The 12,566-nt window shown below is 62.8% G+C and carries 13 protein-coding genes; 5 read left to right on the top strand and 8 right to left on the bottom strand.

The window, feature by feature from the left end; all coding sequences use genetic code 11:
* Positions 1-5 precede the first annotated feature (5 nt).
* Positions 6-416, top strand: coding sequence for a hypothetical protein (locus tag AC1DYJ_RS30670; protein WP_477281536.1), 411 nt, complete (start codon positions 6-8; stop codon positions 414-416).
* Here AC1DYJ_RS30670 and AC1DYJ_RS30665 read toward each other — a convergent pair.
* Positions 413-886: an Lrp/AsnC family transcriptional regulator gene (locus AC1DYJ_RS30665; protein ID WP_112395099.1), complete on the bottom strand. Its 474-nt coding sequence runs from the start codon at positions 884-886 to the stop codon at positions 413-415. The genes AC1DYJ_RS30670 and AC1DYJ_RS30665 overlap by 4 nt on opposite strands.
* 157 nt (positions 887-1,043) lie before the next feature.
* Here AC1DYJ_RS30665 and ald point away from each other — a divergent pair, with 157 nt between their 5' ends.
* Entirely contained in the window at positions 1,044-2,159 is a 1,116-nt protein-coding gene (ald, locus tag AC1DYJ_RS30660; RefSeq protein WP_477281534.1) for an alanine dehydrogenase, read from the top strand.
* A 220-nt stretch (positions 2,160-2,379) separates the two neighbouring features.
* A complete protein-coding gene (locus AC1DYJ_RS30655) occupies positions 2,380-3,654 on the top strand; it encodes an outer membrane protein (protein ID WP_477281532.1) in 1,275 nt (424 codons plus the stop codon).
* A gap of 418 nt (positions 3,655-4,072) precedes the next feature.
* Here AC1DYJ_RS30655 and AC1DYJ_RS30650 read toward each other — a convergent pair whose 3' ends face one another.
* The 6 genes from AC1DYJ_RS30650 to AC1DYJ_RS30625 form a co-directional block, all read right to left on the bottom strand.
* Positions 4,073-4,540: a DUF1203 domain-containing protein gene (locus AC1DYJ_RS30650; protein WP_477281530.1), complete on the bottom strand. Its 468-nt coding sequence runs from the start codon at positions 4,538-4,540 to the stop codon at positions 4,073-4,075.
* Between the two features lie 146 nt (positions 4,541-4,686).
* A complete protein-coding gene (locus tag AC1DYJ_RS30645) occupies positions 4,687-5,256 on the bottom strand; it encodes an OmpA family protein (RefSeq protein ID WP_477281528.1) in 570 nt (189 codons plus the stop codon).
* Positions 5,257-5,351: 95 nt separating this feature from the next.
* A complete protein-coding gene (locus tag AC1DYJ_RS30640; RefSeq protein ID WP_477281757.1) occupies positions 5,352-5,915 on the bottom strand; it encodes a GNAT family N-acetyltransferase in 564 nt (187 codons plus the stop codon).
* 5 nt (positions 5,916-5,920) lie between these two features.
* Positions 5,921-6,772, bottom strand: a complete 852-nt coding sequence (gene sseA, locus AC1DYJ_RS30635; protein ID WP_477281526.1) for a 3-mercaptopyruvate sulfurtransferase — start codon at positions 6,770-6,772, stop codon at positions 5,921-5,923.
* 39 nt (positions 6,773-6,811) lie between these two features.
* Positions 6,812-7,555 (bottom strand): alanyl-tRNA editing protein, encoded by a 744-nt coding sequence (locus tag AC1DYJ_RS30630; protein ID WP_477281524.1) that lies wholly within the window; start codon positions 7,553-7,555, stop codon positions 6,812-6,814.
* A complete protein-coding gene (locus tag AC1DYJ_RS30625; protein WP_477281522.1) occupies positions 7,555-8,589 on the bottom strand; it encodes a cysteine synthase A in 1,035 nt (344 codons plus the stop codon). Before AC1DYJ_RS30625 ends, AC1DYJ_RS30630 begins: the two co-directional genes overlap by 1 nt.
* Positions 8,590-8,803: 214 nt before the next feature.
* Between AC1DYJ_RS30625 and AC1DYJ_RS30620 the strand changes: the two genes are divergently transcribed.
* Together AC1DYJ_RS30620 and AC1DYJ_RS30615 are read left to right on the top strand one after the other, a co-directional pair.
* The gene (locus tag AC1DYJ_RS30620) at positions 8,804-9,625 is read left to right on the top strand and encodes an SDR family oxidoreductase (RefSeq protein WP_477281521.1); all 822 of its coding nucleotides are present in this window, start codon (positions 8,804-8,806) and stop codon (positions 9,623-9,625) included.
* A 71-nt stretch (positions 9,626-9,696) separates the two neighbouring features.
* Positions 9,697-10,671: an alpha/beta hydrolase gene (locus AC1DYJ_RS30615; RefSeq protein WP_477281519.1), complete on the top strand. Its 975-nt coding sequence runs from the start codon at positions 9,697-9,699 to the stop codon at positions 10,669-10,671.
* A 100-nt stretch (positions 10,672-10,771) separates the two neighbouring features.
* Here the strand turns inward: AC1DYJ_RS30615 and AC1DYJ_RS30610 are convergent, their stop codons facing one another.
* The gene (locus AC1DYJ_RS30610; protein ID WP_477281517.1) at positions 10,772-12,208 is read right to left on the bottom strand and encodes a DEAD/DEAH box helicase; all 1,437 of its coding nucleotides are present in this window, start codon (positions 12,206-12,208) and stop codon (positions 10,772-10,774) included.
* Between the last annotated feature and the right edge of the window lie 358 nt (positions 12,209-12,566).

Raw genomic sequence — 12,566 nt, 5'->3', positions numbered from 1 at the left:
CGCGGATGATCGGACGAACCATAGCAACTGCCCTTGCAATTGCGTTTTCCCTTTCGCCTTTGCATGCGCAACCACATCGTTTGCCCAGCGGCTATAAATGGGGCCGCTGCCTGCTTGTTGCTGACGGTCAGACCCGCATATCCGGACGGTGCTCCTATCAAATCGAGCAGGGCGGCGATTTCAACATCCAGGGGCCCCGGCAGGTTTTTGCAGGGATCGACTATCCTGATCCGCATAGTGGCGCTGGCGAAATGTCCCAGGATTATTGGGCGGATGTCTACAAGGACGGCGATATCTGGGCGGGCTATGGCAACTCCGACATTCGCGCAACGCACGGTGATGAACGCTGGGAAGACCTTCGCCGCGAAGGCGCGTGCTATATCGGCAAGGACGTCCGGATCTGCCTTTGGCGTTAAGCCAGTTCCGGCTTCATGCCCATGGCGGTCCGATCGACGATCTCGCGCAAGGCAAATGACGAATTGATCTTGGTCACATGCGGCATCGCCGACAGCCATTCCTTGTGGATGCGCTCATAGTCGACCAGATCCTTGGCGGCGATGCGCAGGATGTAGTCGTATTCGCCTGACATCAGATGGCACGACAGCACATTCGGGCAACGCTTGATCGCCGCCTCGAAATCCGACAGCGTCTTTTCGAATTGCCCCGACAGCGAGATGTGCACGATCGCCGTCATCTGGTGGCCGAGCGCGGCATTTGAAAGCCGGGCGTGATAGCCGCGGATGGTCCCGGATTTCTCCAGATTGTCGAGGCGACGCGAGCAGGCCGACTGCGACAGGCCAACTCGTTCGGCCAGCGCCGCATTGGGTATGCGCCCATCCTTCTGCAATGTCTCGAGAATGGCGATATCGATCCTATCGAGCGGCATTTCTAGCGATTCCTGCGAAAATAATGCAATTTCGCGCAACGATTATCGAAACACATGGTCTCGCGCAAGCGCATTCGCAAACACTTGCGCAACGATTCATGGTTGACTGGGTTCATACAGGGAACGAGCCCAAAAAGGGCCGGATCAGGAGAAGACAATGCGCGTCGGCTGCCCCAAGGAAATCAAGAACCACGAATACCGCGTCGGCCTGACGCCGGGCTCGGTCCGCGAATATGTCGCGCACGGTCATGAGGTGCTGGTCGAAACCGGCGCCGGCGCCGGCATCGGCGCCGATGACAACGCCTACCGCGCCGCCGGCGCCACCATTGCCAAGACCGCCGCTGACGTGTTTGCCAAGTCGGACATGATCGTCAAGGTCAAGGAGCCGCAGCCCAATGAGTGGGCGCAGTTGCGCGACGGCCAGATCCTCTACACCTATCTGCACCTGGCTCCGGATCCGGAACAGACCAAGGGCCTGCTCGCCTCCGGCGTCACCGCGATTGCCTACGAGACCGTAACCGACGACCGCGGCGGCCTGCCGCTCCTGGCGCCGATGTCGGAGGTCGCCGGCCGCCTGTCGATCCAGGCCGGCGCCACGGCGCTGCAGAAGGCCAATGGCGGCCGGGGCGTGCTGCTCGGCGGCGTGCCCGGCGTGCTGCCCGGCAAGGTCACCGTGCTCGGCGGCGGCGTCGTCGGCCTGCATGCCGCCCGCATGGCGGCCGGCCTTGGCGCCGACGTCACCATCATCGACCGCTCGATCCCGCGCCTGCGCCAGCTCGACGACCTCTTTGCCGGCCGCGTCCACACCCGCTACTCCACCGTCGAGGCGCTGGAAGAAGAATGCTTCTCGGCCGACATCGTCGTTGGCGCCGTACTCATCCCGGGGGCGGCCGCGCCCAAGCTGGTGACCCGCGAAATGCTGTCGGGCATGAAGAAGGGCTCGGTGCTGGTCGACGTCGCGATCGACCAGGGCGGCTGCTTCGAAACCTCGCACGCCACCACCCATGCCGATCCGACCTATGAAGTCGACGGCGTCATCCATTATTGCGTCGCCAACATGCCAGGCGCCGTTCCGGTCACCTCGGCGCACGCGCTCAACAACGCGACGCTGCATTATGGCCTGCAGCTGGCCGACAAGGGCCTGAAGGCGCTGGTCGACGACCATCATCTGCGCAACGGTCTCAATGTCCACAGGGGCAAGATCACCAACCGCGCCGTCGCCGAGGCGCTCGGCTACGAGATGGTCGAACCCAAGGCGGTTCTGGCCGCCTGACCGACCTAAAACAGCTTCTGCCTCCCTCACCTGCCGGTTGTACCACCGGCGGGTTTTTCTTGGCCGGCCCGCCCGCAAAATGCCTGCTCCGAGGCAGCGCACGGCAAAGCGCTCCGCCGCGGCACTGCATTTGCCTGTTATTGTGGCATTTATGTCATTCCTAATTCAGGAGGCGTCCTGCTAGAACACGGTGGGGTTGTTTTCAGGGGTAAGGGCTAAAATGTCTGCTAAATCTGTTCTGCTCGGCGCCGTCTCGGCGTTGGCTTTGATCTCGGTTGCGCATGCCGCCGACGTAGTGCAGCCGGTGGAAGCACCGGCAGGCTTCAACTGGAGCGGTGCCTATGTCGGCATCGGCGGCGGCTTTGGCGCCACCGTGCATCGTATCAGCGTCGACCCGGTGGTCGACTTCAATGGTCTCGGCGGCAATGGCGTGTTCGGCGAAATCACCGCCGGCTACGACTATATGGTCTCGGAACGCTTCCTGCTCGGCGGCTTCATCGACGCCAACGTTGGCAATATCGGCCCGTCGATCAGCCTTCCGGGCGCTGATATCGACCTGACCAACGCTTATGGTTTCGACGCTGGCTTACGCGCCGGCTATCTCCTGAACCCCGATACGCTCGGCTATGTGCTCGGCGGCTACACCTGGAACCATTTCAAGCTCGAGGGTTCGGGTTTCGCGGACGGTATTGATTTCACGGAAAACCGCAGCGGCTACGTTCTCGGCGTCGGCATGGAAACCGTGCTGCGGGGCAACTGGACGCTGAAGACCGAGTATCGCTACGCCAACTATGGCAACGATTCGGTGGCTGACCTCGGCATCATTGGCGGCCCCGGCACCTCTCTGGATGTCGAGCCGTCCACGCATACCTTCCACATCGCAGCCAACTACCGTTTCAATGCCCAGAATGGCGGCGGTGCCTCGTTTGCTGCTCCGACCTACAACTGGACCGGCTTCTATGTCGGTGGCGCTCTTGGCGCCGGCACTGTGGTGCATGACCTGACGCTGTTTAGTGCCCTCGAGGTGGACGGCATCGGCGGCGAAGGCGTGTTCGGCGAAGCAAGCGTCGGTTACGACCATGATTTCGGCAGCTGGGTTGCCGGCGTTCAATTGGACGCCCGTTACTCCGGCATCCGTTCGAAGCTCGACCTCTTCGGCGGATCGATCAAGGGTGATGCCGACTACGGCTTCGATGCCCTGGCCCGCGTCGGCGCCAAGGTCAACGAATCGACGCTGGCCTATGTCATCGGCGGTTACAGCTGGCAGCATTTCGACCTGCACGCCTCCTCCCCGGTCGGCGACATTATCGACTGGGGTTCGAGCGGCTTCTCGATCGGCGGCGGCCTGGAAACGGCCGTTTCCTCCAACATGACGCTCGGTCTCGAATACCGCTATTCGCAGTATGAGAAAGAGGACTTCGGCTCGGACGGCCTGCTGACTGACGAGCTTTCCTTCCAGACCGTTCGCCTCGGTGCGAAGTATAAATTCAACTAAGAACCGCCCAGGCATGGTCAAAAGCCCGTCGGTCAATTCCGGCGGGCTTTTTCTTTGCGTGGAACAAAGCGGGCAACAAAAAAGCGGAGCCAAAGCCCCGCTTCCTCAGTCGTCGAGATTCCCGCCGGTTCATCCGCGGTCGGCAAATCCATCGACATGTCCCTTTTAGCGTATGAATGCGACGGCAGTGCGACAGTTCTCAGCCAGCCGCGCGCCGCCATGTTCGCGCCGATCGCTGGCGCTGTGTGAAGTGCTTCACATCAGCCATTCGAAAAACCTGCGCAGACAGATACTGCCAACTTGACGGCCCCAGCCTGCCTCCCGAACGCCTGATGTCTCCTATGCGGGCCTCTTCGGCGGCAGCTTCCGTCACACGGTTCCCAACTGCCCGCCAGACGATCGGCGGGCATCTTTTTTGTCAGGCGCGCTCGATGCGGCACTGATAGCAATTGTTGCGCGCCGAGCGGACATGGACATAGGCGATGTCGTCGCGCTCGAACAATGTCTCGGCTCGCGCCGCTATGTCATGCGTGGGAATGACGCCGCCGCTGCCATAGACGATGCGGTCATCAACCCCATAGCCGCGCACGATATAGTCGCTGCTCTCGAGCATATCCGGAAGCGCTTCGGTTTCGGCTGCACGTTCGCATTCCTGCGCATGCAGAAAGATCGGTCCGGTCTCGGCGTAAGGCTGCAGCTCGGGAAACGGCCGGTAGGCCAGGATCAGATAGCCATCGCCTTCAGCGACGTTTCTCAGGCAATGCCGGCAAGGCACACCATCACCATCGGAAATCCTGCGCTCGGGCGTCTGGCCATAGGCATCCGGCCCGCCGCGCTGCAGGGCTCTGACGTCTTCTGTCGGCAAGGCTTTGAACTGAACGGTCATGGCTGGATCTCCGATGTTGTCGACCGGAAATTATGCCGCCACGCAGGTGGCTCCCACCCGATTCCTGCCAAGGCTGTGAGGCCGCCAGCAGCCCGGCCATTTCAAGCCGGACTGCTGAAAACCTTGCCTTGGAATTTCGGTCTTGGTCAGCGGATGAAATCGTCGAAGCGGCGCAGCGTCACGCGACGGTTGCGCCAGTTCTCGTCCTGGGTCTGCACCAGCAGGAATTCCTCGCCATAGCCTACAGTTTCCAGCGCATAGCCCGGCACGCCGAACTCGCGCACCAAAGTGCGCTTCAGCGAGCCGGCGCGTTGCTCGGAGAGGATCTGATTCGACTGGAAGGAGCCGACCGCGTCAGTGTGGCCCTCGATCAGCACGCGGGCGCGGGGATCGCGGCGCAGGATGCGCTCCAGGGCGTCGGCGATGTTTTCGATCTTGCCGTATTGCGAGCTGGAAATGGCCGCCGAGCCGAAAGCGAAATTGATCGACTGGATGTCGATCGAGCGCGCCTGGCGCCGCAGATCCGGCCGGCGCTTGAATTCGCGGATGGTGACGCGCTGGTTGGGGCGCAGTTTCACCCGCGGCGCCGCGTCGAGCTGTCGTTCGATCGTTGCCGCCGACGGTGTGGTCGCCTGTGCGGCGGCCAAGGTCGGCCCAAGTGTCGGCAGTGCAAGGGCAGCGATCAGCGCTGCGGCAAATGTACGTCGGCTCAGCATGTCTTTCTCCTCGGCAATGGTCGCGTCAGTGTTGACGCCACCATGGCAAAGGCAGTCTGAAGCGCCGATGAACAGCTGGTTCAGCCTTCAGGAAATCAAGGCCGCATGACACTGGCCGAGCGCTCGGCGAATGGCAGCGGATGCACGGTTTCCTTCTTTTGCGCCACCGGCGCGAAGCCGAGCTTCTGGTAGAGCGGCAAGGCGGCCGGATGGTCGAGCGTGCAGGTCTGCACCGTCACCCGCTTCGGCCCGTAGGACCAGGCGGCGGCGATCGCCGCGCCCAGGAACCAGCGGCCGATGCCTTGCCCCGTCGCATGCTCCATCATGCCGAAATAAGCGAGTTCGACTTCCTCCGGCAGATGCGGCTTGAGGTCGAAGAACCCGGCAGGCGCGCCGTCGAGATAAAGCACCCTTATGTCGCGGTCCTCGCGGTGGATGCCGGCTGAGAGCTCGTCATCGTCCAGCCTCAGCACATTGACCCAATGCCATTTGCGCCCCACCCGATCCATCAGATAGCGGTAGAAATGCAGCGGAATGTCCTTGGTCCTCAACAGCGCGATCTGCTTGTTGTAGGGCACGGGCGGCGAATAGGCCGGCGGCACATGCATTTCCAGAAACGTCACCGTAACCTCGATGTCGTCCAGCACGCCGTTTTCCATAGCCATCATTCCTTACCCGTTGCAACGGGCGTATCGGCCAGCCCGCCCCATTCGGTCCATGAGCCGTCATACAGCCTGTTGTCGGTGTGACCGAGCGTCTCCAGCGCCAGCGTGACGACAGCCGCCGTGATGCCGGAGCCACACGAGGTAACGACGGGCTTCGACAGATCGATGCCGGCATCCTCAACAGCCTTGCGCAACTGATCTTTCGACAACAGCGCGCCATCTTGCGACAGCACCGAATAAGGCAGGTTGCGCGCGCCGGGCATGTGGCCGGAGCGGACGCCGGCGCGGGGCTCCGGCTCGGTGCCAGTGAAACGGCCGGCGCCACGAGCGTCCGCAATCTGGCTCTCTTTCGTTTCGACGATGCGGCGCATGTCGGCGAGGCTGGCGACCCGGGCGGCATCGAAATCGGCATGAAAAACATTTGGCGCGATCTTGGTCGGCTCCGCCGTCACCGGCCTGCCTGCCGCCTTCCAGCGGTCGAAGCCGCCGTCCAGCACATAGACCTGGAACACGCCCATGACGCGGAACATCCACCACGCCCGCGGCGCCGAGAAGAAACCCGGACCGTCATAGACAATGATGGTGTCGTCGGCCGAAATGCCCATGGCGCCGACATATTGCGCGAAATGCTGTGGCGAAGGCAGCGTGTGCGGCAGCTTGGCATCCGGATCCGAGGCCGCATCATGGTCGAAGAAGCGCGCACCGGGAATATGCGCCGCCTCATACTCGGCGCGCGCATCGCGCTTTTGCGCCGGCAGATACCAGGACGCATCGACAATCGTCAGGCCGGGCTCACCGAGACGGCTCTGCAACCAGTCCGCATCGACAATGAAAGGGCTGTCATCGGCCATTGTGGTTCTCCTGCCTCGCGCACGCGAAGCATCTTGGTTTCAAGCCGCAGGCATCGGTCCGAAGCGGATGCGAAAACGCCGGTTCTCGCGGCCCTTCTTTTCGATCTTGCCGACATGGATCTCACCGATCTCGCCGGTGCTTTCGACATGGGTGCCGCCACAGGGCTGGCTGTCGACCGAAGCGTTGTCGCCGATGCAAACCAGGCGGATCTTGCCGGTGCCGGCCGGCGGCCGGACATTCTTCGACTTTACCAGGCCCGGATTGGCCGCCAGTTCCTCATCGGTAATCAGCCTGATGAAGATCGGGTGATCGGCTCGCACCAGTTCCATCAACCCGGCGGTGACATCTTCCTTGGTGAAGCCGGCATCCGGAGCGTCGAAGTCGACACGGCTGTCATCTTCGGAAACCGCAGCACCGGTGATCGGAAACGGACAGACGACGGTTAGCAAATGGCAGGCGGCATGCATGCGCATCAGCAGATGCCGCCGCTCCCAGTCGATGGCGAGTTTCACACGCTCGCCAATTTCGGGCACCGGCTGCTCCGGCGCCGGCACATGGATGATCTCGTCCTTGGTCTCGCCGGTGATGGTGGCGGCAATGGCGACGCGGCTGCCGTCGGCGCGCTCAATCGTGCCGGTGTCGCCGGGTTGGCCACCCGATGTCGCGTAGAAGATCGTCCGGTCGAGAATGATGCCGCCGCGCTCATTGATCGCGACCACCGTCGCATCGGCCGTTCTGAGATAGGCGTCGTCGCGAAACAGCGCTTCAGTCTTGTGCGCCATCAGGCAACCTTCTCGTACGGCACCGAAATTGTGCTGCGCTCGTCCATCCAGGCCGGCACCGGCAGTTTCTTCTCGCGCAGGAATTCCGGGTTGAACAGTTTTGACTGATAGCGCGTGCCGTAATCGGCAAGGATGGTCACGATGGTGTGGCCCGGGCCGAGCTCGCGTGCCAGCCGGATGGCGCCGGCAATGTTGATGCCGGTCGAACCGCCGACGCACAGGCCTTCTTCCTGGATCAGGTCGAAGACGATCGGCAGTGCTTCCTCGTCCGGCACCTGGAACGAGAAATCCGGCGTGAACCCGTCGAGGTTTGCGGTGATGCGCCCCTGCCCTATGCCTTCCGTGATCGAACTGCCGTCGGACTTCAATTCGCCGCTGGTGTAGAAGGAATAGAGCGCCGCCCCCAGGGGATCGGCGAGCGCGATCTTGACGTTCTTGCTTTTGGCCTTCAGCCCGAAGGCGACGCCGGCCAGCGTGCCGCCCGAACCCACTGCCGAGACAAAGCCGTCGACCTTGCCGCCGGTCTGCGCCCAGATTTCTTCCGCCGTGGTGCGGATATGGCCGTCGCGATTGGCGACATTGTCGAACTGGTTGGCCCAGATCGCACCGTTCGGCTCCGAGCGCGCCATCTGCTCGGCCAGCCGCCCCGACAGTTTCACATAGTTGTTGGGGTTCTTGTAAGGCACCGCCGGCACTTCGATCAGCTCGGCGCCGAGCAGCTTGATCGTGTCTTTCTTCTCCTGGCTCTGCGTGTCGGGAATGACGATCACGGTGCGATAGCCCAGCGCCTTGGCGACCAGCGTCAGGCCAATGCCGGTATTGCCGGCCGTACCTTCGACGATGACGCCGCCCGGCCTCAACAGCCCGCGCTGTTCGGCGTCGCGGATGATGAACAAGCCCGCGCGATCCTTGACCGACTGCCCCGGATTCATGAACTCAGCCTTGCCCAAAATCTCACAGCCGGTTGCTTCCGAGGCCTTGTTGAGGCGGATCAGGGGCGTGTTGCCGATCGCTTCGATCACAGAACGGGGCATCCAGGATTCCTTATGTAGCTGCGCGAGACCCTAGAAACCCGAAGCTTGCGTTTCAAGGCAAGAATTCGCCTGGTCCAGTCGCATTTCGGGTACTGCAATCTCCTGCCGCCGGATGACGCGCGATGACGATCATTTCATCCTTGTGCGGAAAAGCGCTCTTTTCATTCGATTTTTTCACCGCTAGAGCACTAATGACAGATCGGCAGGGCGCAGAATGACACTTTACCGGGCCAACCCGAAGCACGGCGTCGCCTGGATCACCGGCGGCAGCAGCGGCATCGGCCGTGCTCTGGCCAAGGACCTTGCGGCAAAGGGTTTTGTCGTCGCCGTAAGCGCGCTTGACGAGCATCCGATCGACGCGCTCATCGTCGAGACGGCACAGATGCCGGGACGCGTGGTTTCCTACCCCTGCGACGTCACCGACGAGCCGCGCATGGCAGCGACTGTAGCGGCGATCGAAAAGGATCTCGGCCCAATAGTGCTCGCCGTCTTCAACGCCGGCAACTACATCGCCACGCCCGGCGAAGACCTCAGGGTGCGCGACTTTCGCCAGTCCTTCGAGGTCAACTATTTCGGCATCATCAACGGTCTCGTCCCCGTCATGGAGCGCATGCGCGTTCGCGCGCGCGGCCATATCGTGCTTGTCGGCTCGGTCACAGCCTATTTCGGCTGGCCGACCACGGCCGCCTATGGCGGCTCGAAAGCGGCGATCAACATCCTGGCCGAGTCGCTGAAATACGATTTCGACAAGATGAATGTCCGCGTCCAGGTGATGAATCCGGGGTTCATCGACACGCCGCTGACCGAAAAGAACATGCTGCCGATGCCGGGACTGATGCCGGTCAACCGCGCCTCGCGACGCATGCTGCGCGGCATCGAAAAGGGTGGCTTCGAGGTCACCTTCCCGCGCCGGCTGAGCTGGGGGCTGAAGCTGCTGGCGCTGCTGCCCCGGCCATTTTGCCGGTGGTTCATCGGCACCGCGACCCGCTGGCAGGGGCGGCCGCTGAATTTCGACCGCAAGCCGCCGAACGAATAACTGTCCACAGGCCGGCAGTTGCCTGGGCACAGCCGTCGCCATAGGTTGAGATTTGTTGCGTGGAGTCTGCAATGGGGCGACGGATCGTGTTTGCGGTGCTGGGCGTCGTCGTCATCCTTGTTCTGGCCTTCCTGCTTGGTCCGCGCGTTCCCGTCGACACCACGATCCGATTCGATCCCAAAGTGATCGGCGACGATCCGCAGGCCTATCTGGCGCGTGAAGAGGCAGCCGTCCCCAACATCCGTGACGGGCTCGAGAAGGAAATCATCTGGGCCGATCCGATGGTCCACGCCAAGACGCCGCTGGCGATCGTCTATGTCCACGGCTTTTCGGCATCGAAGGGCGAGGTTCGCCCGCTGGCCGACGAGGTCGCGGACCAGCTCGACGCCAACCTCTTCTACACCCGCCTCACCGGCCATGGGCAGGATGGCGCCGCCATGACGCAAGGCAACGTCAATGCCTGGATCAACGACTATGAGGAGGCGCTCGCCATCGGCCGGGCCATCGGCGACAAGGTGATCGTCATCGGCACCTCGACCGGCGGCTCGCTGGCGGCTTGGGCAGCGACCGAGCCTGGCGCATCGGACGGCGTTGCCGCGATCGCATTCATCTCGCCGAATTTCGGCGTCAGGGCCTCAGGCGCCGAGCTGCTGACCATGCCCTGGGGCAAGCAGATCGCCGAACTCGTCGGCGGCAAGGAGCGCAGCTTTCCGACCCGCAACGCGCTGCATGAGAAACTCTGGACGCACACTTATCCGATGGCGGCCGTACTGCCGATGGCGGCGCTGACCGAGCTCGCCTACGCGGCACCGGTGGAGAAAGCGACGATACCGGGTCTTTTCATCTTCTCGGATTCCGACAGCGTGGTGCGCGAAGACCGCACCCGTGAAATCGCCGGCCGCTGGGGCGCACCGCATGAACTGGTGCCGGTCGACGACAATGGCGATCCCGACAACCACGTCATCGCCGGCGACGCGCTGTCGCCCTCGACCACGGCCTTCCTGGCGCAGCGGATTGTCGTCTGGGTGAAGGCAATTACCGAATAGCCGCAAAAACGAAAAGGACGGCCGAAGCACTGCTCCGGCCGTCCTCATGTCTACAGTCAGCAATCAAGCCAGGCGCGACGCGCCTGGCCGATGTGTCCGATCAGGCAGCCCGCGCTGCGGGCCGCTTGCCGCCGAAGCGGCGCTTGTTGTTGCCCTTGAAGGGCTTGGCGCCTTCCGGCTTGCGCTCGCCCGCACCTGCAAAGGCCGGCTTGTCACCAAAACGCTTCTTGCCGAAGCCGTTGTTCTGGCCGCCGGGCCGCCTGCCGTCGCGACGGCCATTGCGGTCGTTGCGATCGTTGGCCGGCTCGAAACGCTCGTTCTTTTCGGCCGGATTGCGCACCGGATCGGGGCTGCCGAGATGGTCGGCAACGATCGGCAGCTTGCTGCGGATGATGCGCTCGACCTGGCGCAGCTTGCTGTTTTCGGAAGGATCGCAAAGCGTGATCGCAATGCCGTCCATGCCGTTGCGACCGGTGCGGCCAATGCGGTGGACGTAGCTTTCCGCCTCGTCCGGCAGGTCGAAATTCACCACATGGCTGATGCCGGGGACGTCGATGCCGCGCGCCGCGATGTCGGTCGCGACCAGAATGCGCACCGAACCTTCGCGGAAATCGTTGAGAGCCTTCTGGCGGGCGTTCTGCGACTTGTTGCCGTGGATGACGGCGGCCTTGAAGCCGTCGCGCTCGAGGTCCTTGGTCACCCGGTCGGCGCCATGCTTGGTGCGCGAGAAGATGATGACGGACTTCATTGCCTCGTCGGCGAGCATCGTCGACAGCACCTGGCGCTTCTGCTTGGTGCGGGCAAAGACGACGCCTTGCACGATCTCGGCAGCAGCGGTGCTTTGCGGCGCGACTTCGACGCGGATCGGGTTCTTCAACAGGCCCTTCGCCAGTTCAGCGATTTCATTGGGCATGGTGGCCGAGAACAGCACCGTCTGACGGTCAGGCGCGGTCGCCTTGGCGATGCGCTTGACGTCGTTGATGAAGCCCATGTCGAGCATGCGGTCGCCCTCGTCCAGCACCAGCCATTTGGTGTCGGAGAGGATCAGGTCGCCCTCGCGCACCAGGTCGGTCAGGCGGCCGGGCGTGGCGATCAGGATGTCGACGCCGGGAGCGACCTTCTTCACCTGGCTGAAGCGCGACACGCCGCCAAGCACGAGCGCCGTCGAGACATGCGCGCCCTTGGCGAGGATCTTGATGGTGTCCTCGATCTGCACGGCGAGTTCACGCGTCGGCGCCAGGATCAGCGCACGGGTGGTCTTGGCCCGGCGCTTGGTGCCGAGCGCGATGATCTTCGACAGGATCGGCAGCGCGAAGGCCGCGGTCTTGCCGGAGCCGGTCTGGGCGATACCGAAAATGTCACGGCCTTCCATCTGCGGCGGGATCGCCTGCATCTGGATCGGCTTCGGCTCGGTGAAGCCGGCACCGTGCGTCGCCTTGAGCAGCGCGCCGGTGATACCAAGGGCTGCGAAACCGGTGAGGTCCGCAGTATTGCCGGCCACAGTGTTGCTGCCGGTTGAGGTGTTTTCGTTGGTCAAAATAGTCTTCTTTCACGCGGCCTTAGCCGCAAACATCGAAGGCGGCAGGGCGCAACCTGCCGTCGAAAAATCTGATATGAAACGACAAGGCGGGCGGACGGAAACGTCCACTCGGCTGCGCTGTCGTGCCCGCAGGCATCATGCCACGGGGCTTTTCCGCCACCTTGCCGATCAATCGGAAAGAGGGAAAACAGACGCAACCAGTCTCATTTGTCGAGAAGGCCGGAATCTCCCGGCCCAAGCGCCTATGGGCTGCATATGGCTGAGTTCGCCCCGGAATGCAAGGGGCGTCATGTTGCAGCGCAGCAAAATAAGACTGATCCGAGCAGCCGGGACTGGCATTTGATGAACAGTCGAA

Source organism: Mesorhizobium sp. P2_B11, assembly GCF_056404855.1.
This window is presented reverse-complemented; position numbering and strand designations above follow the sequence as displayed.

Coding starts and splice junctions, on each gene's coding strand:
- AC1DYJ_RS30650 (WP_477281530.1), bottom strand. CDS start 4,540: ATGACCGTTCAGTTCAAAGCCTTGCCGACAGAAGACGTCAGAGCCCTG.
- AC1DYJ_RS30645 (WP_477281528.1), bottom strand. CDS start 5,256: ATGCTGAGCCGACGTACATTTGCCGCAGCGCTGATCGCTGCCCTTGCA.
- sseA (WP_477281526.1), bottom strand. CDS start 6,772: ATGGCCGATGACAGCCCTTTCATTGTCGATGCGGACTGGTTGCAGAGC.
- AC1DYJ_RS30670 (WP_477281536.1), top strand. CDS start 6: ATGATCGGACGAACCATAGCAACTGCCCTTGCAATTGCGTTTTCCCTT.
- AC1DYJ_RS30615 (WP_477281519.1), top strand. CDS start 9,697: ATGGGGCGACGGATCGTGTTTGCGGTGCTGGGCGTCGTCGTCATCCTT.
- AC1DYJ_RS30625 (WP_477281522.1), bottom strand. CDS start 8,589: ATGCCCCGTTCTGTGATCGAAGCGATCGGCAACACGCCCCTGATCCGC.
- AC1DYJ_RS30655 (WP_477281532.1), top strand. CDS start 2,380: ATGTCTGCTAAATCTGTTCTGCTCGGCGCCGTCTCGGCGTTGGCTTTG.
- AC1DYJ_RS30640 (WP_477281757.1), bottom strand. CDS start 5,915: ATGGAAAACGGCGTGCTGGACGACATCGAGGTTACGGTGACGTTTCTG.
- AC1DYJ_RS30630 (WP_477281524.1), bottom strand. CDS start 7,555: ATGGCGCACAAGACTGAAGCGCTGTTTCGCGACGACGCCTATCTCAGA.
- ald (WP_477281534.1), top strand. CDS start 1,044: ATGCGCGTCGGCTGCCCCAAGGAAATCAAGAACCACGAATACCGCGTC.
- AC1DYJ_RS30665 (WP_112395099.1), bottom strand. CDS start 886: ATGCCGCTCGATAGGATCGATATCGCCATTCTCGAGACATTGCAGAAG.
- AC1DYJ_RS30620 (WP_477281521.1), top strand. CDS start 8,804: ATGACACTTTACCGGGCCAACCCGAAGCACGGCGTCGCCTGGATCACC.